Source organism: Mycobacterium heidelbergense (genome assembly GCF_010730745.1).
Taxonomy (GTDB): Bacteria; Actinomycetota; Actinomycetes; order Mycobacteriales; family Mycobacteriaceae; genus Mycobacterium; species Mycobacterium heidelbergense.
Genome location: NZ_AP022615.1, coordinates 2,998,108 through 3,017,632, shown reverse-complemented (window position 1 = coordinate 3,017,632; position 19,525 = coordinate 2,998,108). Strand labels below are relative to the sequence as shown.

The following is a 19,525-nucleotide window of genomic DNA, read 5'->3' as shown; positions in this document are numbered from 1 at the left end:
GTCAGGCCCCCCGGAACCTGGGTGGCCGCTTCTCTATGCGGGCGACCTGCGCCTCGATGACGTCCTGGCTGGACCAGGCCTTATCGAAGAGCTCCTTGTGCACCGGCCCGGCCTCCTCGATGGCGCCGTCGTCGTTGAGCACCCGCTTGGCGTGCCGGATCGCCAGCGGCGCCAGGCCGGCGACCTCGGCGGCCCAGGCCTGCGCGTCGGCCAGCGTTCCGATGCGGTTGGCCATCCCGGTTTGCAGCGCCACCTCGGCGGTGAGCTTCTCCGCGGCCAGCAGCATGGCGCGGGCCCGTCCGTGACCCACCAGCGAAGACAGTCGGCGGATACTCCAATTGTCAAGGGCAAGACCATATTTCGACGTGGGGAACTGGAAGAACGCGTCGGCCGCGGCGACCCGAAGGTCACATTGCATGGCCAGCTGCAGACCGGCGCCGATGGCCGGGCCGTTGATGGCCCCGATGACCGGAATGGGGACCCCGTCCAACACCTTGTGCAGCTCGATGAGCCGGTCGGGGTAGTCGGCGGCGAACGCGTCTCCGCTGAGGTCCGCGCCGGCGCAGAACGCGGTACCTTGGCCGGTCAGCACGATCACGCGGGTCGATCCGTCGTCGCCGGCCTTCTGTATGGCCTCGCGCAGCTCGTCGACGAGCTGGGAATTCAAGGCATTGCGGCGCTCGGGGCGCTGTAGCTCAATGGTCACAACGGCTTCGGCCTGGGTGACACCGATCATGAAACCCAGCCTATATAGCCTCGTCGGGTGACTCGTATCACGACCGCGCAGCTGCGGGGCGCGGCGCTCGACGAGGGCTCCTTCGTCAGCTGGGACCGCGACCCGCTGACACTGCCGGTGTCCGAGTCCTACGCGCGAGAGCTGGCCGACGCCCGAGCCGCCACCGGCCGGGACGAAGCGGTGCTGACCGGCGAGGGGCGCATCGCCGGCCGGCGGGTGGCGGTGGTGGTCTGCGAGTTCGGCTTCCTCGGCGGCTCGATCGGGGTGGCCGCGGCCGAACGGATCACCGCCGCCGTGGAGCGGGCGACCGCCGAGCGGCTGCCGCTGCTGGCCTCGCCGAGCTCCGGCGGCACCCGCATGCAGGAGGGCACGGTCGCGTTTCTGCAGATGGTGAAGATCGCCGCGGCGGTCAGGCTGCACAAACGCGCGCACCTGCCCTACCTGGTCTATTTGCGCAATCCGACCACCGGCGGGGTGTTCGCGTCGTGGGGTTCGCTGGGCCATGTCACCGTCGCCGAACCCGGCGCCCTGATCGGGTTCCTCGGGCCCCGGGTGTACCAGCTGCTCTACGGCGAACCGTTCCCGGCCGGCATCCAAACCGCGGAGAATTTGCAGCGGCACGGGGTGATCGACGGCGTCGTTGCCCTCGACGAGCTGCGGGCGACGCTGGATCGCGCGCTGAGGGTGATCGCCGACCCTCCCGAGCCGCTGACCGCGCGGCGGCCGGCCAAACCGATACCCGACGTGCCGGCGTGGGACTCGGTGCTGGCGTCCCGGCGTCCGGACCGGCCCGGTGTCGGACACCTGTTGCGACACGGCGCCACCGACCGGGTGTTGTTGTCCGGCGCCGGTGGCGGGGAGGCGGCGACCACGCTGCTGGCGTTGGCCCGCTTCGACGGCCAGCCCGCGGTGGTCCTCGGTCAGCAGCGGGTCGCGGGAGGGCTCGTCGGGCCCGCCTCCCTGCGCGAGGCGCGGCGCGGCATGGCGCTGGCCGCCGAGCTGCGCCTGCCGCTGGTGCTGCTCATCGACGCCGCCGGCCCCGCGCTGTCGGCCGAAGCCGAGGAGGGCGGGCTGGCCGGCCAGATCGCCCAGTGCCTGGCCGAGCTCGTGACGCTGGACACGCCGACGGTGTCGGTCCTGCTGGGCCAGGGCAGCGGCGGACCGGCGCTGGCGATGGTCCCGGCCGACCGGGTGCTGGCCGCGCTGCACGGCTGGCTGGCGCCGCTGCCCCCGGAGGGCGCCAGCGCGATCGTGTTCCGCGACACGTCGCACGCCCCCGAACTCGCTGCAGCCCAAGGCATTCGGTCGGCCGACCTGCTCGCGTCCGGAATCGTCGATGCCGTCGTACCGGAGCATCCCGACGCCGCCGACGAGCCGGTCGAGTTCTCCCGACGCCTGTCGCGTGCGATAGCCGCCGAGGTGCACGCGCTGCGCGAGATGCCGGCTCCCGAGCGGATGGCCGCGCGCTTGCGGCGCTACCGGCGCATCGGGTTGCCCCGCGACGCTTAACCGGTCTCGGCGACCCGGCGGGTGACCTCCCACCGCCGGGGGCCACAATCCGGCAAAATGGGCGGCATGGACACTGGTGCGACTCCACCTCGGGTCTTGGTCGTTGACGACGACTCCGACGTGCTCGCCTCGCTGGAACGCGGCCTGCGCTTGTCGGGTTTCGAGGTGTCGACGGCGGTCGACGGCGCCGAGGCGTTGCGCAGCGCCACCGAGACGCGGCCGGATGCGATCGTGCTCGACATCAACATGCCCGTGCTGGACGGCGTCAGCGTCGTCACCGCGCTGAGAGCCATGGACAACGACGTCCCGGTCTGTGTGCTGTCGGCACGCAGCTCGGTCGACGACCGGGTGGCGGGCCTGGAGGCCGGCGCCGACGACTACCTGGTCAAGCCGTTCGTGCTGGCCGAGCTGGTCGCGCGGGTGAAGGCGCTGTTGCGCCGCCGCGGCGCCACCGCGACGTCGTCCTCGGAAACCATCACGGTGGGCCCGCTGGAAGTGGACATCCCCGGCCGCCGGGCCCGGGTCAACGGCGTCGACGTCGACCTGACCAAGCGCGAATTCGACCTGCTGGCCGTGCTGGCCGAGCACAAGACCGCGGTGCTGTCCCGCGCCCAGCTGCTGGAGCTGGTATGGGGGTATGACTTCGCCGCCGACACCAACGTCGTCGACGTGTTCATCGGGTACCTGCGCCGCAAGCTGGAGGCCAACGGCGGTCCCCGGCTGCTGCACACCGTCCGCGGAGTCGGGTTCGTGCTGCGCATGCAGTGACCGGATGAAGGGGCCATGAATATCCTGTCGCGGATCTTCGCCCGTACGCCCTCGTTGCGGACCCGGGTGGTGGTCGCGACGGCCATCGGCGCCGCGATCCCGGTGCTCATCGTCGGCACCGTCGTCTGGGTCGGAATCACCAACGATCGCAAGGAGCGGCTGGACCGCCGCCTCGACGAGGCCGCGGGTTTCGCGCTGCCCTTCGTCCCGCGCGGCCTGGACGAGATCCCGCGTTCGCCCAATGACCAGGACGCCATCATCACGGTCCGCCGCGGCAACCTGGTCAAGTCGAATTCCGATGTCACGCTGCCCCAGCTGAACGCCGACTACGCCGACACCTATGTGCGCGGGGTGCGCTACCGGGTGCGGACGGTAGAGATTCCGGGGCCGGTCCCGACGTCGCTCGCCGTCGGCGCGACGTACGACGCCACCATCGCCGAGACCAACAACCTGCACCGCAGGGTGTTGCTGATCTGTGGATTCGCCATCGGCGCGGCGTCCGTGTTCGCCTGGCTGCTGGCCGCGTTCGCGGTGCGGCCGTTCAAACAGCTCGCTCAGCAGACCCGATTGATCGACGCCGGAGACGAGGCGCCGCGGGTGGAGGTGCACGGCGCCAGCGAGGCCGTCGAGATCGCCGAGGCGATGAGGGGCATGCTGCAGCGCATCTGGAACGAGCAGAACCGGACCAAAGAGGCGCTCGCCTCGGCCCGCGACTTCGCGGCGGTGTCTTCCCACGAGCTGCGCACCCCGCTGACCGCGATGCGCACCAACCTCGAGGTGCTGTCCACGCTGGACCTGCCGGACGACCAACGCAAAGAGGTGCTGGGCGACGTCATCCGCACCCAGTCGCGGATCGAGGCCACCCTCAGCGCCCTGGAGCGGTTGGCCCAGGGCGAGCTGTCGACCTCGGACGACCATGTGCCGGTCGACATCACCGAGCTGCTGGACCGCGCGGCGCACGATGCGATGCGGATCTATGCCGACCTCGACGTCTCGCTGGTGCCGTCGCCGACCTGCATCATCGTGGGATTGCCGGCCGGGTTGCGCCTGGCCGTCGACAACGCGATCGCCAACGCCGTCAAACACGGCGGCGCCACCCGCGTCCAGCTCTCGGCGGTCAGCTCGCGAGCCGGCGTGGAGATAGCCGTCGACGACAACGGCAGCGGCGTTCCCGAAGCCGAGCGCCACGTGGTGTTCGAGCGGTTCTCCCGCGGGTCGACGGCCTCGCATTCGGGGTCTGGCCTGGGGCTGGCATTGGTGGCCCAGCAGGCGCAGCTGCACGGCGGGACGGCGTCGCTGGAGGACAGCCCGCTGGGCGGCGCGCGGCTGTTGCTGCGCATCCCGGCGCCCCGTTAGCGCCGGGCGGTCACTTTCGCGAGCTCTTGCGCCACGGCGTGAAGCAGGCCCGCACGGCGGATTCCTCGTCCTTGAACCAGACCTGCGCGACGGTCGGGTCGTATGCCGGATCGTCGGGGGTGTAGTAAAGCCGGGTATCCGAGCGGCCCTTCACCAGCCATCCCGCCGGTCCGCCGCCATCGGGGGTGGCGCGAGCGGAACCCGGGCCGTAGGGCGCATAGGGCAGCACGGGGATCTTCGTGGTCGGCGACTCGGGGGCGACCGGAATCTTCGTCGTCGGCGATTCCGTGGGGACCGGGCGCCTCTTCGCCGGCACCGCCTTGGCGGCTGGAGCTTTCTTCCGCGGCGCCGCCTTGGCAGGAACCTTCCCCGGCGGCACCCTTTTCGCGACCGGGCGAGCCTTCCTTGGCGGCGCCTTCTTCGCGACCCGGATCTTCGTGGTGGGCGACTCCTCGGCGGCCGAATCCCCCTCTGGCAGCAACCTCTTGACGAACGAAATCGCTTTCGTCGCCGCCCCTTTGGCGCTCGGAGCCTTCTTAGGCAGGAACCTCTTGGCGAACGGGGGCTTGGTCGCCGGCGACTCTTGCGCGACCGGAATCCTGGTGGTGGGGAGTTCTTGCCCAACCGGAATCCTCGTGGTCGGGAACTCCTGCCCGACCGGAATCTTTGTCGTCGGGAGCTCCGACTCGGTGTCTGGCTCCGTGTCTGGCTCATTCGCCGGCGCCCCCACCGGCACTCGGCGTTTGACGGGGCGGACGGTCAGCGCGAGCGTCAACACCAGGCCCGTCGCAAAGGACAGGACGAAAAGCCACCAGTGCACGTGGCTCATCGCTGCCCACCCGTCCCGGCCCCGCTCGAATCGGCGGGGACCGCTTCAGTACCGGCGCGCTTGTTCAAAATATTGGCGATCACCCGGGCAACGGCCGAGCCCGCCACGAAAGCGAGCAGGTACCACAACCACTGGATCACGAAATCCATGCTGGGTCTCCTTAGCTCACAACGATTTCGACGCGGCGATTCTTGGCGCGGCCCTCGACCGTGTCGTTGGGTGCGACCGGGTTGACCGAACCGAGACCCTTGACCACCAGCTGAGCGCCGGCCACGCCATGGGCGACAAGGAAGTCGGCGACCGTTTGGGCTCGCTGGTTACTCAGCGGAATGTTGATGGCCTCGGTGCCGGAATTATCGGTGTAGCCGTTGATGGCCGCGTGCGCGCTCGGACATGCCTTGAGCTTGTCGGCCACCTGGGTCAGAATCTGCTCGTCGGCGGGGGTCAAGCTGAACCCGTCGTTCCCGAACGTAATCGGCCCGCCCGTCACGGTATTGATGACCGACTGTAGGTCAGCGCACGGCCCAGGATTGGGCGGTGCCGGCGGGCCGGGAGGAGCCGGCGGCGGTGGCGGCGGTGGCGGCACGGGCCCGTTAACCACAAGCTTGTCAACGACATTCAGATTTGACCAGGTGTGTGTCGCCTCCTGTTCGACGGTGTTCTTCTGGTCTTGCGATGCGGCGGTGCCCGCCAGGGTGATGGTGTCTCCGTTGACGGTGAGACTGAAGTCGGGAATCGAGGCGCTGTCCTTGAAAATCGGTGCGGCCTTCGAGAAATCGAGCGCGTCGACGCTGGGGTTGATATGGATTTGGTCGACGATGTTGACGCCCGGCGGCAGTGAGCCGTTGAGCGCCTTCATCAACGCCGCTTTGGCGGAGTCGTCGGGAAAATCGCCGCTAAGCGTAAAGCCGTTGCCGTTGCGGGTGATTGACAGCGGCGCCAACGACAGCTTGGGGGTGCCGGAGCTGCTCGACGACGCCGGTGCCGGTAGCCCGGCCGCGGGCCGGGATCGATCGAAGGCGCCGTAGCCTATTGCCGCTATCAACAACGGGATAACCACCAGGGCAATCAGCCAGAGCAGGCCAGGCGACCTCCGGTGAAACCCCGGAGCCCGCCCGGAATTGGTGCTTGCGGCCGCTTGCCGCAAACCCGCGCCTATCCCCACTGCTGCCCTCCCCTCATGTCGTCTCCCGGGACTTGTCGGTCCTGCAGGCGATATGCAGCCTACCGAGTCGACGCCGCGACACCTCGCAACTCGGGCACACTGGAGCGATGGGCAACGGCAGAAAACCGACCGACAATGAAACCCTGGCGTACATCCGCGAGCTGGTCGCCGAGGAGAAAACCCTGCGAGAGCGGCTGCAGCACCGCGACGTCACCGTTTCCGAGGAACACGATCGCCTGCGCCGGGTGGAGGTCGAACTCGACCAATGCTGGGACCTGCTCCGGCAGCGCCGGGCACTGCGCGAAACCGGCGGCGACCCGCGCGAGGCGGAGGTCCGTCCGCCCGACCAGGTCGAGGGCTACCTGAACTGAGCGAACGCACGACGGAAGTCGACGCCATAGACGCCATAGTCATCGGCGGGGGCCACAACGGGCTGGTCGCGGCCGGCTACCTGGCCCGGGCGGGCCTGAGGGTGCGGTTGCTGGAGCGGCTGGGACACGTCGGCGGGGCCGCCGTTTCGGCGCAGGCCTTCGACGGCGTCGGGGTGCGGGTGTCGCGCTACTCGTACCTGGTCAGCCTGCTGCCGTCGCGCATCGTCGACGACCTGGGCGCCGCGGTGCGGCTGGCCAGGCGGCGATATTCGTCGTACACGCCCGACCCCGCCACCGGCGGCCGCGGTGGGCTACTCATCGGGGCGCCCGGTGACACCTTCGCCGCGATCGGCGCCGCCCAAGACGAGCGCGGCTTCGCCGCGTTCTACCGGCGCTGCCGGCTGGTGACCGAACGACTCTGGCCGACGCTGCTCGAGCCGTTGCGCACCCGCGAACAGGCCCGCCGGCACGTCGTCGAGGCCGGCGATCCCGGCGCGGCGGCCGCATGGCGGGCCATGATCGACGAGCCGATCGGGCACGCCATCGCCGGCGCGGTGGATAACGACCTGGTGCGCGGCGTGATCGCGACCGACGCGCTGATCGGCACCTTCGCCGGCCTCGACGACCCGTCGCTGCGGCAGAACGTCTGCTTCCTCTATCACGTGCTCGGCGGGGGCACCGGGGACTGGGACGTGCCCGTCGGCGGGATGGGCTCGGTGACCGCCGCCCTGGCGACGGCGGCCGTCGGCCACGGCGCCGAAATAATCACCGGCGCAGACGTTTTCGGTGTCGAACCGGACGGCCTGGTGCGCTACCGCAGCGGCGGCGACGAGCACCTGATCCGGGGCCGGTTCGTCCTGGCCGGCGTCACACCCGCGGTCCTGTCCGGCCTGCTCGGCGAACGACCGGCGCCACTGGACCAGGGCGCGCAGGTCAAGGTGAACATGGTGTTGCGGCGGCTGCCGCGATTGCGCGACGACGTCGTCACACCCGAACAGGCATTCGCGGGGACGTTCCACGTCAACGAGACCTGGACCCAACTGGGCACGGCGCATTCGAGGGCGGCCGGCGGGCAGCTGCCGAACCCATTGCCGTGCGAAGCCTACTGCCATTCGCTGACCGACCCGAGCATCCTGTCGGACGGGCTGCGCGACTCGGGCGCTCACACGATGACGGTGTTCGGCCTGCACACGCCGCACTCGCTGTTCGACGGCGCCGACCCCGACACCGTGCGCGACCGGCTGACCGATTCGGTGCTGGCGTCGCTGAATTCCGTTCTGGCCGAACCGATTCAGGACGTGTTGATGCGCGACGCGCACGGCCGGCCGTGCCTCGAGACGACGACTACTGCCGATCTGGACCACGCATTGGGGATGACCGCGGGCAACATCTTCCACGGCGGGCTGTCGTGGCCGTTCGCCAACGACGACGACCCACTGGACACCCCGGCGCGGCAATGGGGGGTCGCCACTGCCCACGATCGAATCATGTTGTGTGGCTCCGGTGCCCGCCGCGGCGGGGCGGTGTCGGGCATCGGCGGTCACAACGCCGCGATGGCCGTCCTCGCGTCGGTGTAACTGGTGGTCTGGTCCGTACGTTCGTCGGGGGCTGCTACCAGATGCCACTGGCGCCGAGTCTGCGCTGGTGGCATCGAGCCTGCGTCCACGGCTAGATTTTCGCCTCGAGTGCCGCTCCCACCGCAGTCTCGGCGCCCCGGCCGGGGCGCGGTGAGCCCAAGATCGCGCGCCAATCCCCAGGTGTCACATCGGTCACTGGCTGGCCGGCATACACCGACGTGCCCACCTACGCGCGACAGCCCACCGCACTTGTCGCTGTTAGGTGGACAAAGAAGCATGTGCCTCCGAAGCCGAGACACGAGTGACACATGTGACCACCACGACACGTCCGGCGGTCCACATTCTCTCAATGACGCAGCACACCAGCCCATTTCGCCCTGATCCGCAGACGCCCAGGACCCGACGGCGTTCAACGCCGCCGAGTCTGCGCTGGTGGCATCGAGTCTGCGCTCACGGCTAGCTTTGAGGCTCGAGCGCCGCAACCACCGCAGTCTCGACGCGCCCGCAGCGAACAGCGCCCCGACGAACTCCCGGGCGCGCTAGCGCGCGTCGATGGTGACGTAATCGCGTTCGGTGTAGCCGGTGTAGATCTGGCGGGGCCGCCCGATCTTGCTGTCGCCCTCGTCGTGCATCTCACGCCAGTGCGCGATCCAGCCGGGCAGCCGGCCCAACGCGAAGAGCACGGTGAACATGCGGGTCGGGAATCCGAGGGCCCGGTAGATCAGGCCGGTGTAGAAGTCGACGTTGGGGTAGAGCTTGCGCTCGATGAAGTAGTCGTCGGTCAGCGCCGCCTCTTCGAGATCCTTGGCGATGCTCAACAGGTGGTCGTCGCCGCCGAGCTTGGCGAGGATCTTGTCGGCCTGTTCCTTGACGATCCGGGCCCGGGGGTCGTAGTTCTTGTAGACCCGATGGCCGAAGCCCATCAGCTTGACGCCGGCCTCGCGGTTCTTCACCTTCCGGACGAATTCCCCGACGTCGTCGCCGCTATCGCGGATGCTCTCGAGCATCTCGAGCACCGCCTGGTTGGCGCCGCCGTGCAGCGGGCCCCACAGCGCGTTGATGCCGCCGGAGATGGAGGTGAACAGGTTGGCCCGCGACGAGCCCACCAGCCGAACCGTCGACGTCGAGCAGTTCTGCTCGTGGTCGGCGTGCAGGATGAACAACATGTCCAGGGCCCGCACGATCTCGGGGTCGGCCTCATACGGCTCGGCCGGGAACCCGAAGGTCATCCGCAGGAAGTTCTCCACCAGCGTCAACGAGTTGTCCGGGTACAGGAACGGCTGGCCGACCGACTTCTTGTACGCATAGGCGGCGATGGTGGGCAGCTTGGCCAGCAGCCGAATGGTCGACAGGTCCACCTGGCCGCTGTCCATCGGGTCCAGCGCGTCCTGGTAGTACGCCGACAGGGCGTTGACCACGCTGGACAACACCGGCATCGGGTGCGCGTTGCGGGGAAAGCCGTCGAAGAACCGCTTGAGGTCCTCGTGCAACATCGTGTGCCGCTGGATCCGGTCGGTGAACTCGGCCAACTGGTCGGCGTCGGGCAGCTCGCCATAGATCAGCAGGTAGCTGACCTCGAGGAAGGTCGATTTCTCGGCGAGCTGCTCGATCGGATAGCCGCGGTAGCGCAGAATGCCGGCATCGCCGTCGATGTAGGTGATGGAGCTCTTGGTGGATGCGGTGTTGCCGTAGCCAACGTCGAACGTGGTGTACCCGGTCTTGGCCAACAGCGAGCCGAGGGCTATCCCGTCATTTCCTTCGGTGGCGCGGACGATCTGCAGGTCAATCTCACCCCCCGGGTACTTCAGAGTTGCGGTGTCGTCGGTGTCGGCCACGAGAACCCCTTTGCGCTCTGGCTGATATGGCTAGGTGCGTATAGCTGAAGGTAGTCGTTATCGCGACGACGCGCCTGCCCGGGGTCAGGTCGCCCGAACTTGCGGCTTTCCGCCGGGTAAACCCCGCCTTATCTCGTGGTGTTGGGGCTCGCGGAAGCCTGTTGCCGGCAGCCCTCGCTACGGATCGGCCCTCACTCGCCACAGCATGGCGCGCGTCCTTACGGACGGGGGCTCACGGCTGCAGGCGTTCGACCCGATCGCCGACGATCCGAATCCGGTTGTGCACCCGGTTTTCCCGCCCCTGCCAGAATTCGACCTCCTCGGGCGCGATGAGGTAGCCGCCCCAGCCCGGCGGCACCGGGACGCGCTCATAGTCGGCGAAGCGCGCGGTCACCTCCGCCAATTGGTCCAGCAGCGCCGCGCGCGACGCGATCGGCCGCGACTGGTGCGACGCCCACGCACCCAGCTGCGAGCCGCGCGGCCGCTTCGACCAGTAGTCCCGCGTGACCTCCGGATCGACCTTGCTCACCGGGCCGCGGATGTGGACCTGCCGTCCCAGCTGGTACCACGGGAAGGTCGCCGACGCGTACGGCGTCGCCGCCAACTCGACACCCTTGGCCGAGTCATAGTTGGTGAAAAAAGTGATTCCGGTCTCGTCCGCGCTCTTACACAACACCGACCGGCTGACCGGCCGCCCGTCCGCGACGGTGGCCAGCACCATGGCGTTGGGCTCGGCCACCCCGGCGCATTCGGCGTCGTCAATCCACTTGCGGAACAACGCAAGCCAACCATTGGCCAACCAGTCCACGTCGAGATCGGGGCTGCCATCCTTCTCGATGGACCCGTATTCCACGCGCATAGCCTGCAGGTGCTCTTTGCCCGGTCCCGCCATTGCGCCCACGCTACCGGCGCTTGCTACCGGCCGGTAGCGTCGGCCGGAGGGCGGGGTGCAAGAATTTTCCCATGACTGTGGTCCCCGAAAACTTCGTCCCCGGCCTGGAAGGCGTGGTGGCCTTCACCACCGAAATTGCCGAACCGGATAAAGACGGCGGTGCGCTGCGCTACCGCGGCGTCGACATCCAGGACCTGGTGAACCAGCAGGTCACGTTCGGCGACGTGTGGGCGCTGCTGGTCGACGGCAAGTTCGGCCACGGGCTGCCACCCGCCGAGCCGTTCCCACTGCCGATCCACACCGGCGACGTGCGCGTCGACGTGCAGGCGGGCCTGGCGATGCTGGCGCCCATCTGGGGGTACAGGCCCCTGCTCGACACCGACGACGCCACCGCCCGTGATCAGCTGGCCCGGGCGTCGGTGATGGCCCTGTCCTACGTCGCGCAGTCCGCACGCGGCATCTACCAGCCGGCCGTCCCGCAGCGCGTCATCGACGAATGCCCCACGGTTACAGCGCGATTCATGACCCGTTGGCAGGGCGAGCCGGACCCCAGGCACGTCGAGGCCATCGACGCCTACTGGGTGTCGGCCGCCGAGCACGGCATGAATGCGTCGACGTTCACCGCGCGGGTGATCGCTTCGACCGGCGCGGATGTGGCCGCCGCCCTGTCGGGCGCGATCGGGGCGATGAGCGGCCCGCTGCACGGCGGGGCGCCGGCCCGGGTGCTGCCGATGCTCGAAGAGGTCGAGCGCACCGGCGACGCCCGCGGCCTGGTCAAGTCGATCCTGGACCGCGGCGACAAGCTGATGGGATTCGGGCACCGCGTGTACCGCGCGGAGGACCCGCGGGCGCGGGTGCTGCGGGCGGCCGCCGAGCGGCTGGGCGCGCCGCGCCACGAGGTCGCGGTGGCGGTCGAGCAGGCGGCGCTGGCCGAGCTGCGGGAGCGGCGCCCGGACCGGGCCATCGAGACCAACGTCGAGTTCTGGGCCGCGGTCATCCTCGACTTCGCCCGGGTGCCGGCGAACATGATGCCGGCGATGTTCACCTGTGGGCGCACCGCGGGGTGGTGCGCCCACATCCTCGAACAGAAGCGCCTCGGCAAGCTGGTCCGCCCGTCGGCCATCTACGTGGGACCGGGCCCGCGCAGCCCGGAATCCGTCGAGGGCTGGGACCGGATCCTCACCAACGCCTGACCCCGCCTCCCGCCTGCCGCCTGCCGTCTGCCGTCTGCCGCGAGCGTGCGTGTTTGCACACGACACGCCGCGCGCGGGCGTACAACTGCGCACCCTCGCGATGAGATTTCCCGCCGCGCGGAGTCAATATGGGGGTAGACCAACCCGACAACGAGGAGAACCCTATGGCCATCAACATCGAACCCGCACTGTCCCCGCACCTCGTGGTTGACGACGCCGCCGCGGCGATCGACTTCTACGTGAAGGCTTTTGGTGCCGTCGAGCTGGGGCGAGTGCCCGGTCCCGACGGCAGGCTGGTCCACGCCGCCCTGCGCATCAACGGCTTCACGGTGATGCTCAACGACGACTTCCCGGAAACATGTGGCGGCAAGTCGATGACGCCGAAGTCGCTGGGCGGAACTCCGGTCACCATCCACCTGACGGTCACCGACGTCGACACCAAGTTCCAGCAGGCGCTGGACGCGGGGGCCACCGTGGTCGCCCCGTTGCAGGACCAGTTCTGGGGAGACCGCTACGGCGTGGTCGCCGACCCGTTCGGCCACCACTGGTCGCTGGGACAGCCGGTGCGCGAAGTCAGCATGGACGAGATCGCCGCGGCCATGTCCGGGCAGGCAACCAACTAGGCCAGGTCACGCAGCCGGGCCGCCCACCGGCGTCGCAGCGGCGGCGCCGGTGGGCCACCCGCGGCCGCGAGCATCTCGCCGACGCCGGTGAACTTGCTGCGCGGCCGCCCGTCCTGGCCGCCGCGCGCGATCTCCGCGGCGTCGATCGCACGCCACCCCGCGGAGTCGACGGCGTCGGGCTGCCGCTCGCGCACGAGCTTGGTCAGCGCCTCCGGCTTGGCCACGGGGTCGGTCAACCTGCCGGCATTGAAATCGGCCACCAGGGCCTGGACGGTTTGGAAAGAGCAGGACTTGTTGGTCCCGATGAATCCCGTCGGTCCGCGCTTGATCCAGCCCGCGACGTAGGCGCCGAACACCGGCCGGCCGGAGGGGTCGACGACGCGACCGCCGTCGTTCGGCACGACGGCCGCCGACTCGTCAAACGGAAGGCCGCGAATCGCCTTGCCGCGGTAGCCAATCGACGTCAGCACGAGCCCCGCCTCGAGGCGGCGCGGCTCGTCGGTGCCGGTGACCGAGAACTCCACGCCGGTGGCACGCTGCGGACCCAGCACGCGTTTGGGCGTGAGTTGATAGGCCAGCCGGATGCGTGGGCGCCCGCCAAGCGGTGCCGAACCGTCGCCGAGCTTGCTCAAGATCTCCAGCTTGTTCCGGGTCAGCGTGTCGGAAACGGTCGCGAGGTCGGCGGCCACGCGTTGGTGGTCGCCCGCGTCGAGCACGACCTCGGATGCGCCGGTGAGCCCGATCAATTCGGGCAAGGTGAAGGCCGAATCAGCGGGGCCGCGCCGGGCCGCGATCACCACTTCGCGCACCGCCGAGCAGCGGAGCGCTTCCAATGCATGGTCTGAGATGTCCGTGCGGGCCAGGTCGTCAGGGTCCGCGGTGAGCACCCGGGCCACGTCGAGGGCGACATTGCCGTTGCCGATGATCACCACCCGCTCGTGGCCGAGATCGACTGGCAGGTCAGCGAAGTCGGGGTGCCCGTTGATCCACGCGACCAGCTCGGTGGCGGTTCCGGTGCCGGGCAGACCCACCCCGTCGATGTCGAGCCGGCGATCATCGGGCGCACCCACCGCGTACAGGACGCCGTGATGGTGGTCCAACAGCTCGGCGTGGCTCAGATGCTTGCCGATCTCGACGTTGAGGAAAAACCGGAACCGGCGATGGCCGGCTACCCGGTCGAAGAGCCGGGTGACCCGCTTGGTGCTCTGGTGATCGGGCGCCACCCCGGCGCGCACCAACCCGTAGGGCGTCGGCAGCTTCTCAAAGACGTTGACCCGCACCCCGTGTTGGGTGAGCAGCTCGTCGGCGGCATACATCGCCGCCGGCCCGGACCCCACGATGGCCACGGTCAGCGGCGGGCGGTGGGCGCGCACCTCGGCGGCCGGAATCACCGGTGCCAGCTTCGATGTGGGCGGCAGCTTCACACCCGGGGGCCGCTCCGGATAGAACGACGCATTGATCTCGACGAAGGGCAGCTGTTTGGGCTCCAGCCGGGTGTCCGGCGCGATGGCGCCGACCGGGCAAGCGCTCACGCAGGCACCGCAATCCACGCAGGCCACCGGATCGATATACAGCATCTCCGATGTCGCGAAGCCCGGCTCGTCCGGTGTCGGGTGAATGCAATTCACCGGACACGCGAACACACAGGACCCGTCGTTGCAGCACGACTGGGTAATTACGTGCGGCATAAAGACCGAACCCGTACAGTCCTAGGCGGCCGGCACCGCCGCCAGATGCTGGCGCTGCGGTTCGCTGCGGTAGCGCGACGGCTTGCCGTTGATCTTGCAGAGCCGCCACATCAGCCGCGCGGAGCGGGTTTCCATCAACCCGGTGTCGCAGGCGAGCATCCGGACGTCAGCGAACATGTCGCTCAACCACTTTCGCGACTCCGGCGACCGGAAGAACAGTTCCTTCTTGACCTCGCGCGGGATGTCGAACTCCCGCCAGAACGCCTTGGGCGGCACCACGATGGCGCGGCACAACATCTTCATGGTCACCGGGAAGTACAGCGCCGTCCAGAACCGCTGCCGCTCGGTCAATTCCGGCAACCGCCGGCGCAGGAACTCGTGTGCGAACGAGATGTGCCGGGCCTCCTCGGCCACGTGGATCGCCATCACCCGCTCCATGATCGGGTGCAGCGACTTCCCTTCGCGCAGCACGTTTTTCTGCGTGTGGTCGATGGGCTCCTCGCCGGCCAGCACCCCGATGAAGAACGCCACCGGCAACGGTCCGGCCACCAGCGGAACCAACGGCGAGATCCAGCGCAGCATCCGCGGCATGCCCGGGACGTCGGCGCCCACGCGGTTGACCATCTCCTGGAACATCATGGTGTGGTTGCACTCTTCGACCGATTCGTGCAAGCAGTACCGGTATTCCGGCGACCCGTTGGGCACCCAGAACGTGTAGTTCATCAGGCCCCGGATCAGGATCGACTCGAAGTGCAATCCGACCTTGGCGACGTTCGCCTGGCGCCACATGCCGATCTTGATCCTGCGTTCCTCGGGCTGCGCCTGATACCAGGGATGCCGCCCCAGGGGGTCCGTCAGCGGCAGGATCCACCGGGGATCATTTTCCGTGACAGCGAATTCCGGTGCCTCCCAGTCGATGTCGGTGTAGGGATTAAAGTTTCGCCGCACCGACCCTTCGGACAGTGTGGCAAGCATGTTGACGTACTCGGCGTCGTCGCGCACCTCCATATTGCGGCGCCAGCGCCGGACCATTCGCGTCCTGGCCATTCCGAGCCTCCCCAGCAAGGTTTACATTTGGACGTGCTATGTCTAGACAGTACCGGAGGTACCGGATATTTTCCAGACCCGCCGAATGCGCTGTGGGCTGACCGGTGGTCAGGCATCAGGTGTGGCCCGACTCACATCGCGTAACGCACCGCGGGCGGTAAGCCAGGCCCCCATCAGGGCGGCGCAACCACGCACAATCGGCCCGCGACGTCGCCGTGTCGGGACCGCTCACTACGCTGGTCGATATGGCTGACCAGCTCGACACTCCCCTGGAAATTCCCAGCGCCATCAAACCCCGCGACGGCCGCTTCGGGTGCGGTCCCTCCAAGGTGCGGCCCGAACAATTGACGGCGTTGACCACCACCGCGGCGGCGTTGTTTGGCACCTCGCACCGGCAAGCGCCCGTCAAGGACCTGGTGGGCCGGGTCCGGTCGGGGGTGACCGAGCTGTTCGCCGTGCCGGACGGTTATGAGGTAATTCTGGGCAACGGCGGCGCGACGGCGTTCTGGGATGCCGCGGCTTTCGGGCTGATCGACAAGCGCTCGCTGCACCTGTCCTACGGCGAATTCAGCTCCAAGTTCGCCTCCGCGGTCACCAAGAACCCGTTCGTCGGCGATCCCGTCGTCATCAAGGCGGATGCCGGCAGCGCTCCCGAGCCGCAGTCCGACCCGTCGGTCGATGTGATCGCTTGGGCACACAATGAGACCTCGACCGGGGTCGCGGTGCCGGTCCACCGCCCCGCCGGCTCGGACGGCGCCCTGGTCGTCATCGACGCGACCTCCGGCGCCGGCGGACTGCCGGTGGACATCACCGAGGCGGACGCGTACTACTTCTCGCCCCAGAAGAACTTTGCCAGCGACGGCGGGCTGTGGCTGGCCGTCATGAGCCCTGCCGCGCTGGCCCGCGTCAAGTCGATCGCCGCGTCCGGGCGCTGGGTTCCCGACTTCTTGTCGCTGCCGATCGCCGTGGAAAACAGCCTGAAGAACCAGACGTACAACACCCCGGCGATCGGCACCCTGGCGCTGATGGCCGAACAGCTCGACTGGCTGCTGGGCAACGGCGGGCTGGAGTGGGCGGTCAAGCGCACGGCGGACTCGTCGCAGCGGCTCTACTCCTGGGCGCAGGACCGGCCCTACACCACGCCGTTCGTCGCCGATTCCGCGTTGCGGTCGCAGGTGGTGGGCACGATCGACTTCGTCGACGACGTCGACGCCGCCGCCGTCGCGAAGACCCTGCGGGCCAACGGCATCGTCGACACCGAGCCGTACCGCAAACTCGGCCGCAACCAGTTACGGGTCGCGATGTTCCCCGCCGTCGATCCCGATGACGTCAGCGCCCTCACCCAATGCGTCGACTGGGTGGTCGAGCGGCTCTAGCGCGGCGGCGGTGCGGGCCGCAATGGCCCGCCTTGGGGGCGCCCTCGGCCACGCTGGGGGCACCGTCATCAGCCCGCACGCCGCCAGCGTGTCAGAGCGGGTTATCGGCGTTAGCTGCACTAGAGTGCGCACCTGACGGGTCCGTCGCTGACCGGCACGGAGCCTGCGAGGAGAAGTCATGCGGGAACTCAAAGTGGTTGGGCTCGATCACGACGGCAAATACGTCATCTGTGGGGGCGGGGAACCCGCCGAACAGTTCAAGCTGGCGACCGACGACCGGCTACGGGCCGCCCTTCGCGGCGATCCGGTACTGCCGGAGCAACCGCAGCTCGACATCGAGGTCACTAACATGTTGAGCCCCAAAGAAATTCAAGCCAAGATCCGCGCTGGCGCGTCCGTCGAGCAGGTGGCCGCGGCGTCGGGTTCCGACATCGTGCGGATCCGCAGGTTTGCCCATCCGGTGTTGCTGGAACGCGCGCGCGCCGCCGAGCTGGCAACCGCCGCGCACCCGATGCTCGCCGACGGCCCCGCGGTGCTGACCCTGCTGGAGACCGTCAGCGCCGCATTGGTGGCACGCGGCCTGGAACCCGACAGACTCAGCTGGGACGCCTGGCGCAACGAGGACAGCCGCTGGACGGTGCAGCTTGCCTGGAAGGTCGGCCGTTCGGACAACATCGCGCACTTCTGCTTCACTCCCGGTGCCCACGGCGGAACGGTCACGGCGATCGACGATGCGGCCAGTGAGCTCATCGACCCGGACTTCGAGCGTCCGTTGCGGCCGGTCGCGCGGGTGGCCCACCTCGACTTCGACGCGGGGGCACCGCCCGCTTCCGGAGGAGAGGCGAAGCCGGCGGTCACCGCGCCGCCAGAACAGCCGGTGCACACCAGGCGCGGCAAGCCGGTCATTCCGGCCTGGGAGGATGTACTGCTCGGGGTGCGCTCGGGCGGGCGCCGCTAGGCGCTGCCCGACGCCGTCATCGCGAGCAGCGTCAGCCACGCGCCGGCCACGCCTACGGCCGCACCCAGCACAAACCAGCGCAGCACCAAGGTCCGCCGCCAGCCCCACAGCGTCGGCGCCAGCCCACCCGCCGCCACAACGTTGAGGCCGACCGCCAACAGCGGATGCACCCGGATCAGCCCGAGGGTGAGCACCACGATGCCGACTCCGGTCACCGCGGCGACGAAGCCGGAGACCGTCAAACCCGTTGCCCAGGGCACAGACCCGTCGCTCACGGCCCGAGCCTAACCCGTTCGTAGAACGCCAAAGCGGCCGCGGTCGCGACGTTGAGCGAGTCCGTGCCGCGCGACATCGGGATGCGCACCCGCGCGTCGCTTCGCCGCAGGGTGGCGGCCGTCAGCCCCGGGCCCTCGGCGCCAACGAGCACCGCGACACGATGGTCACGCGCCGCGGCCATCGCCTCCGGCAGCGCGCACGCTTCGCGGCTCGGCGTCATTGCCAGCAGCCGGAATCCGCTTTCCTGCAACAGCGCGAGGTCGGCGGGCCAGTCGGTTGCCCGCGCATACGGAACCAGCAACGCGTGACCCATGGACACCCGGACTGCGCGACGGTAGAGCGGGTCGGCGCAGCCGCTGCCGAACACGACGGCGTCCACACCCAGCCCCGCCGCGTTGCGAAAGATCGAGCCGAGGTTCTCGTGGTCGTTGACGCCTTCGAGCACCGCGACGGTACGGGCGCCGTCGACCGCCTGCGCGACGCTGGGCTCCGGAACCCGCCTTGCGGCGGCCAGCACGCCGCGATTGAGGTGGAAGCCGACCACCCGCGCCATCACGTCGGCCGACGCCCGGTAGAACGGCGCGTCGGCCCCGACCAGATCGGCCTTGAGTTCGGTCAGCCGGCGGTCGGTGCCCAGCAGGGCGTGCGGGCTGAACCGGGACGCGAGCATGCGCTGCACGACCAGCACGCCCTCGGCGATCACCAGCCCTTTGCCGGTGGGGAGATCGGGGCGACGATCGACGCTGTTCAGGTCGCGGAAATCGTCGAGCCGCGGGTCCTCGGGATCGTTGACGTCCTGAACATCCAGGCCGTCGCTCACGGGCTTTCGTCGACCAGGGCCAACATCAGATCAGCCGCGTTGCGCAGGATGTCACGTTTGTCGCTGCCCAGCGTCGCGAGGCGCTTGGCCAGCCATTCCTGGCGAGCGCGACGGGCCTCCTTGACCAGCTCGGCTCCGGACTCGGACACCGAGACGAGCACCTGCCGGCCGTCGACGGGGTGCGGGGCTCGGTCGACGAGACCCATCTCGGCCAGCGAGGCGATCACCCGGGTCATCGATGGGGGGCGGACGCGCTCGCGAATCGCCAGCGCGCCGGGGGTCATCGCGCCCTCGTTGACCAGCGTCGCCAGGGCCGACAGCTGGGACAGCGACACCGGCGACGACGGGTTGCGAAACCTCAGTTGGCGGGCCAGCCGCATGACAGCCAGCGACAAGTCACTGGCCAGCCGGGCGTCGCTGTCAGGCATGGCGCGAGGTTACACGGAACCCAGGAAGCTCGGGACACGAAATGGTGGAGTTTCGTCCTCACGCCGCTACGCGGCCCG

General features: G+C 69.0%; 20 protein-coding genes and 1 pseudogene. 9 read left to right on the top strand and 12 right to left on the bottom strand.

What is annotated here, in order from left to right:
- Position 1: 1 nt before the first annotated feature.
- A complete protein-coding gene (locus tag G6N25_RS14330; protein WP_083075968.1) occupies positions 2-736 on the bottom strand; it encodes an enoyl-CoA hydratase in 735 nt (244 codons plus the stop codon).
- 27 nt (positions 737-763) lie between these two features.
- Between G6N25_RS14330 and G6N25_RS14325 the strand changes: the two genes are divergently transcribed.
- From G6N25_RS14325 to G6N25_RS14315, 3 genes are read left to right on the top strand one after another with little or no spacing between them, the layout of a single operon-like run.
- The gene (locus G6N25_RS14325; RefSeq protein ID WP_083075969.1) at positions 764-2,245 is read left to right on the top strand and encodes an acetyl-coenzyme A carboxylase carboxyl transferase subunits beta/alpha; all 1,482 of its coding nucleotides are present in this window, start codon (positions 764-766) and stop codon (positions 2,243-2,245) included.
- A gap of 57 nt (positions 2,246-2,302) precedes the next feature.
- On the top strand, positions 2,303-3,013 hold the full coding sequence (gene prrA / locus G6N25_RS14320; RefSeq protein ID WP_142272793.1) for a two-component system response regulator PrrA: 711 nt from the start codon (positions 2,303-2,305) through the stop codon (positions 3,011-3,013).
- 15 nt (positions 3,014-3,028) lie between these two features.
- Positions 3,029-4,369, top strand: coding sequence for a HAMP domain-containing sensor histidine kinase (locus G6N25_RS14315; protein ID WP_083075970.1), 1,341 nt, complete (start codon positions 3,029-3,031; stop codon positions 4,367-4,369).
- Between the two features lie 10 nt (positions 4,370-4,379).
- On the opposite strand, the gene arfC is transcribed toward G6N25_RS14315, so the two are convergent.
- From arfC to arfA, 4 genes and pseudogenes are all read right to left on the bottom strand, one after another.
- On the bottom strand, positions 4,380-5,099 hold the full coding sequence (arfC, locus tag G6N25_RS24600) for a channel accessory protein ArfC, sunset domain variant (RefSeq protein ID WP_443677511.1): 720 nt from the start codon (positions 5,097-5,099) through the stop codon (positions 4,380-4,382).
- Between the two features lie 39 nt (positions 5,100-5,138).
- Positions 5,139-5,198, bottom strand: a pseudogene (locus tag G6N25_RS24595) (hypothetical protein); the annotation flags it as partial.
- A complete protein-coding gene (gene arfB, locus G6N25_RS23525; RefSeq protein ID WP_169924625.1) occupies positions 5,195-5,347 on the bottom strand; it encodes a channel accessory protein ArfB in 153 nt (50 codons plus the stop codon). The pseudogene G6N25_RS24595 and the gene arfB, both read right to left, overlap by 4 nt.
- A gap of 11 nt (positions 5,348-5,358) precedes the next feature.
- A complete protein-coding gene (gene arfA, locus G6N25_RS14305; RefSeq protein ID WP_083075971.1) occupies positions 5,359-6,363 on the bottom strand; it encodes a channel-forming protein ArfA/OmpATb in 1,005 nt (334 codons plus the stop codon).
- A 107-nt stretch (positions 6,364-6,470) separates the two neighbouring features.
- Here arfA and G6N25_RS14300 point away from each other — a divergent pair, with 107 nt between their 5' ends.
- Together G6N25_RS14300 and G6N25_RS14295 are read left to right on the top strand one after the other, a co-directional pair.
- A complete protein-coding gene (locus tag G6N25_RS14300; RefSeq protein ID WP_083076004.1) occupies positions 6,471-6,734 on the top strand; it encodes a DUF2630 family protein in 264 nt (87 codons plus the stop codon).
- Positions 6,735-6,760: 26 nt separating this feature from the next.
- Positions 6,761-8,311: a phytoene desaturase family protein gene (locus tag G6N25_RS14295; RefSeq protein WP_232065951.1), complete on the top strand. Its 1,551-nt coding sequence runs from the start codon at positions 6,761-6,763 to the stop codon at positions 8,309-8,311.
- 539 nt (positions 8,312-8,850) lie between these two features.
- Here G6N25_RS14295 and G6N25_RS14290 read toward each other — a convergent pair.
- Both G6N25_RS14290 and pdxH read right to left on the bottom strand, forming a co-directional pair.
- Positions 8,851-10,146: a citrate synthase gene (locus tag G6N25_RS14290; protein WP_083075974.1), complete on the bottom strand. Its 1,296-nt coding sequence runs from the start codon at positions 10,144-10,146 to the stop codon at positions 8,851-8,853.
- A 232-nt stretch (positions 10,147-10,378) separates the two neighbouring features.
- Positions 10,379-11,038 carry a pyridoxamine 5'-phosphate oxidase gene (pdxH, locus tag G6N25_RS14285; protein WP_083075975.1) on the bottom strand — a complete coding sequence of 220 codons (660 nt, stop codon included), beginning with the start codon at positions 11,036-11,038 and terminating at the stop codon, positions 10,379-10,381.
- Positions 11,039-11,109: 71 nt separating this feature from the next.
- Between pdxH and G6N25_RS14280 the strand changes: the two genes are divergently transcribed.
- Together G6N25_RS14280 and G6N25_RS14275 are read left to right on the top strand one after the other, a co-directional pair.
- The gene (locus G6N25_RS14280) at positions 11,110-12,231 is read left to right on the top strand and encodes a citrate synthase 2 (RefSeq protein ID WP_083075976.1); all 1,122 of its coding nucleotides are present in this window, start codon (positions 11,110-11,112) and stop codon (positions 12,229-12,231) included.
- 164 nt (positions 12,232-12,395) lie between these two features.
- The gene (locus tag G6N25_RS14275; protein ID WP_083075977.1) at positions 12,396-12,854 is read left to right on the top strand and encodes a VOC family protein; all 459 of its coding nucleotides are present in this window, start codon (positions 12,396-12,398) and stop codon (positions 12,852-12,854) included.
- On the opposite strand, the gene G6N25_RS14270 is transcribed toward G6N25_RS14275, so the two are convergent.
- Both G6N25_RS14270 and G6N25_RS14265 read right to left on the bottom strand, forming a co-directional pair.
- Positions 12,851-14,542, bottom strand: coding sequence for an FAD-dependent oxidoreductase (locus G6N25_RS14270; protein WP_083075978.1), 1,692 nt, complete (start codon positions 14,540-14,542; stop codon positions 12,851-12,853). The two genes, G6N25_RS14275 and G6N25_RS14270, sit on opposite strands and share 4 nt — an antisense overlap.
- Positions 14,543-14,563: 21 nt before the next feature.
- The gene (locus G6N25_RS14265) at positions 14,564-15,589 is read right to left on the bottom strand and encodes an AurF N-oxygenase family protein (protein ID WP_083075979.1); all 1,026 of its coding nucleotides are present in this window, start codon (positions 15,587-15,589) and stop codon (positions 14,564-14,566) included.
- Between the two features lie 245 nt (positions 15,590-15,834).
- On the opposite strand from G6N25_RS14265, the gene serC reads away from it, so the two are divergent.
- A complete protein-coding gene (gene serC / locus G6N25_RS14260; protein ID WP_083075980.1) occupies positions 15,835-16,965 on the top strand; it encodes a phosphoserine transaminase in 1,131 nt (376 codons plus the stop codon).
- Between the two features lie 178 nt (positions 16,966-17,143).
- Positions 17,144-17,923, top strand: a complete 780-nt coding sequence (gene sepH, locus G6N25_RS14255) for a septation protein SepH (protein WP_083075981.1) — start codon at positions 17,144-17,146, stop codon at positions 17,921-17,923.
- On the opposite strand, the gene G6N25_RS14250 is transcribed toward sepH, so the two are convergent.
- Genes G6N25_RS14250 through G6N25_RS14240 form a run of 3 tightly spaced genes read right to left on the bottom strand, consistent with a single transcriptional unit; the run spans position 17,920 to position 19,447 of the window.
- Positions 17,920-18,198: a DUF2537 domain-containing protein gene (locus G6N25_RS14250; protein WP_083075982.1), complete on the bottom strand. Its 279-nt coding sequence runs from the start codon at positions 18,196-18,198 to the stop codon at positions 17,920-17,922. The genes sepH and G6N25_RS14250 overlap by 4 nt on opposite strands.
- Positions 18,195-19,019, bottom strand: coding sequence for a TrmH family RNA methyltransferase (locus tag G6N25_RS14245; RefSeq protein ID WP_083075983.1), 825 nt, complete (start codon positions 19,017-19,019; stop codon positions 18,195-18,197). Before G6N25_RS14245 ends, G6N25_RS14250 begins: the two co-directional genes overlap by 4 nt.
- A complete protein-coding gene (locus tag G6N25_RS14240; protein ID WP_083075984.1) occupies positions 19,016-19,447 on the bottom strand; it encodes an Rv0880 family HTH-type transcriptional regulator in 432 nt (143 codons plus the stop codon). Before G6N25_RS14240 ends, G6N25_RS14245 begins: the two co-directional genes overlap by 4 nt.
- Positions 19,448-19,525 lie beyond the last annotated feature (78 nt).

Bases quoted from the DNA above. Each gene is read 5' to 3' on its own strand.
- G6N25_RS14280 (WP_083075976.1), top strand. From the start codon at position 11,110: ATGACTGTGGTCCCCGAAAACTTCGTCCCCGGCCTGGAAGGCGTGGTG.
- G6N25_RS14330 (WP_083075968.1), bottom strand. From the start codon at position 736: ATGATCGGTGTCACCCAGGCCGAAGCCGTTGTGACCATTGAGCTACAG.
- G6N25_RS14315 (WP_083075970.1), top strand. From the start codon at position 3,029: ATGAATATCCTGTCGCGGATCTTCGCCCGTACGCCCTCGTTGCGGACC.
- G6N25_RS14275 (WP_083075977.1), top strand. From the start codon at position 12,396: ATGGCCATCAACATCGAACCCGCACTGTCCCCGCACCTCGTGGTTGAC.
- G6N25_RS14240 (WP_083075984.1), bottom strand. From the start codon at position 19,447: ATGCCTGACAGCGACGCCCGGCTGGCCAGTGACTTGTCGCTGGCTGTC.
- arfB (WP_169924625.1), bottom strand. From the start codon at position 5,347: ATGGATTTCGTGATCCAGTGGTTGTGGTACCTGCTCGCTTTCGTGGCG.
- pdxH (WP_083075975.1), bottom strand. From the start codon at position 11,038: ATGGCGGGACCGGGCAAAGAGCACCTGCAGGCTATGCGCGTGGAATAC.
- G6N25_RS14270 (WP_083075978.1), bottom strand. From the start codon at position 14,542: ATGCCGCACGTAATTACCCAGTCGTGCTGCAACGACGGGTCCTGTGTG.
- prrA (WP_142272793.1), top strand. From the start codon at position 2,303: ATGGGCGGCATGGACACTGGTGCGACTCCACCTCGGGTCTTGGTCGTT.
- sepH (WP_083075981.1), top strand. From the start codon at position 17,144: ATGCGGGAACTCAAAGTGGTTGGGCTCGATCACGACGGCAAATACGTC.
- G6N25_RS14265 (WP_083075979.1), bottom strand. From the start codon at position 15,589: ATGGCCAGGACGCGAATGGTCCGGCGCTGGCGCCGCAATATGGAGGTG.
- G6N25_RS14300 (WP_083076004.1), top strand. From the start codon at position 6,471: ATGGGCAACGGCAGAAAACCGACCGACAATGAAACCCTGGCGTACATC.
- serC (WP_083075980.1), top strand. From the start codon at position 15,835: ATGGCTGACCAGCTCGACACTCCCCTGGAAATTCCCAGCGCCATCAAA.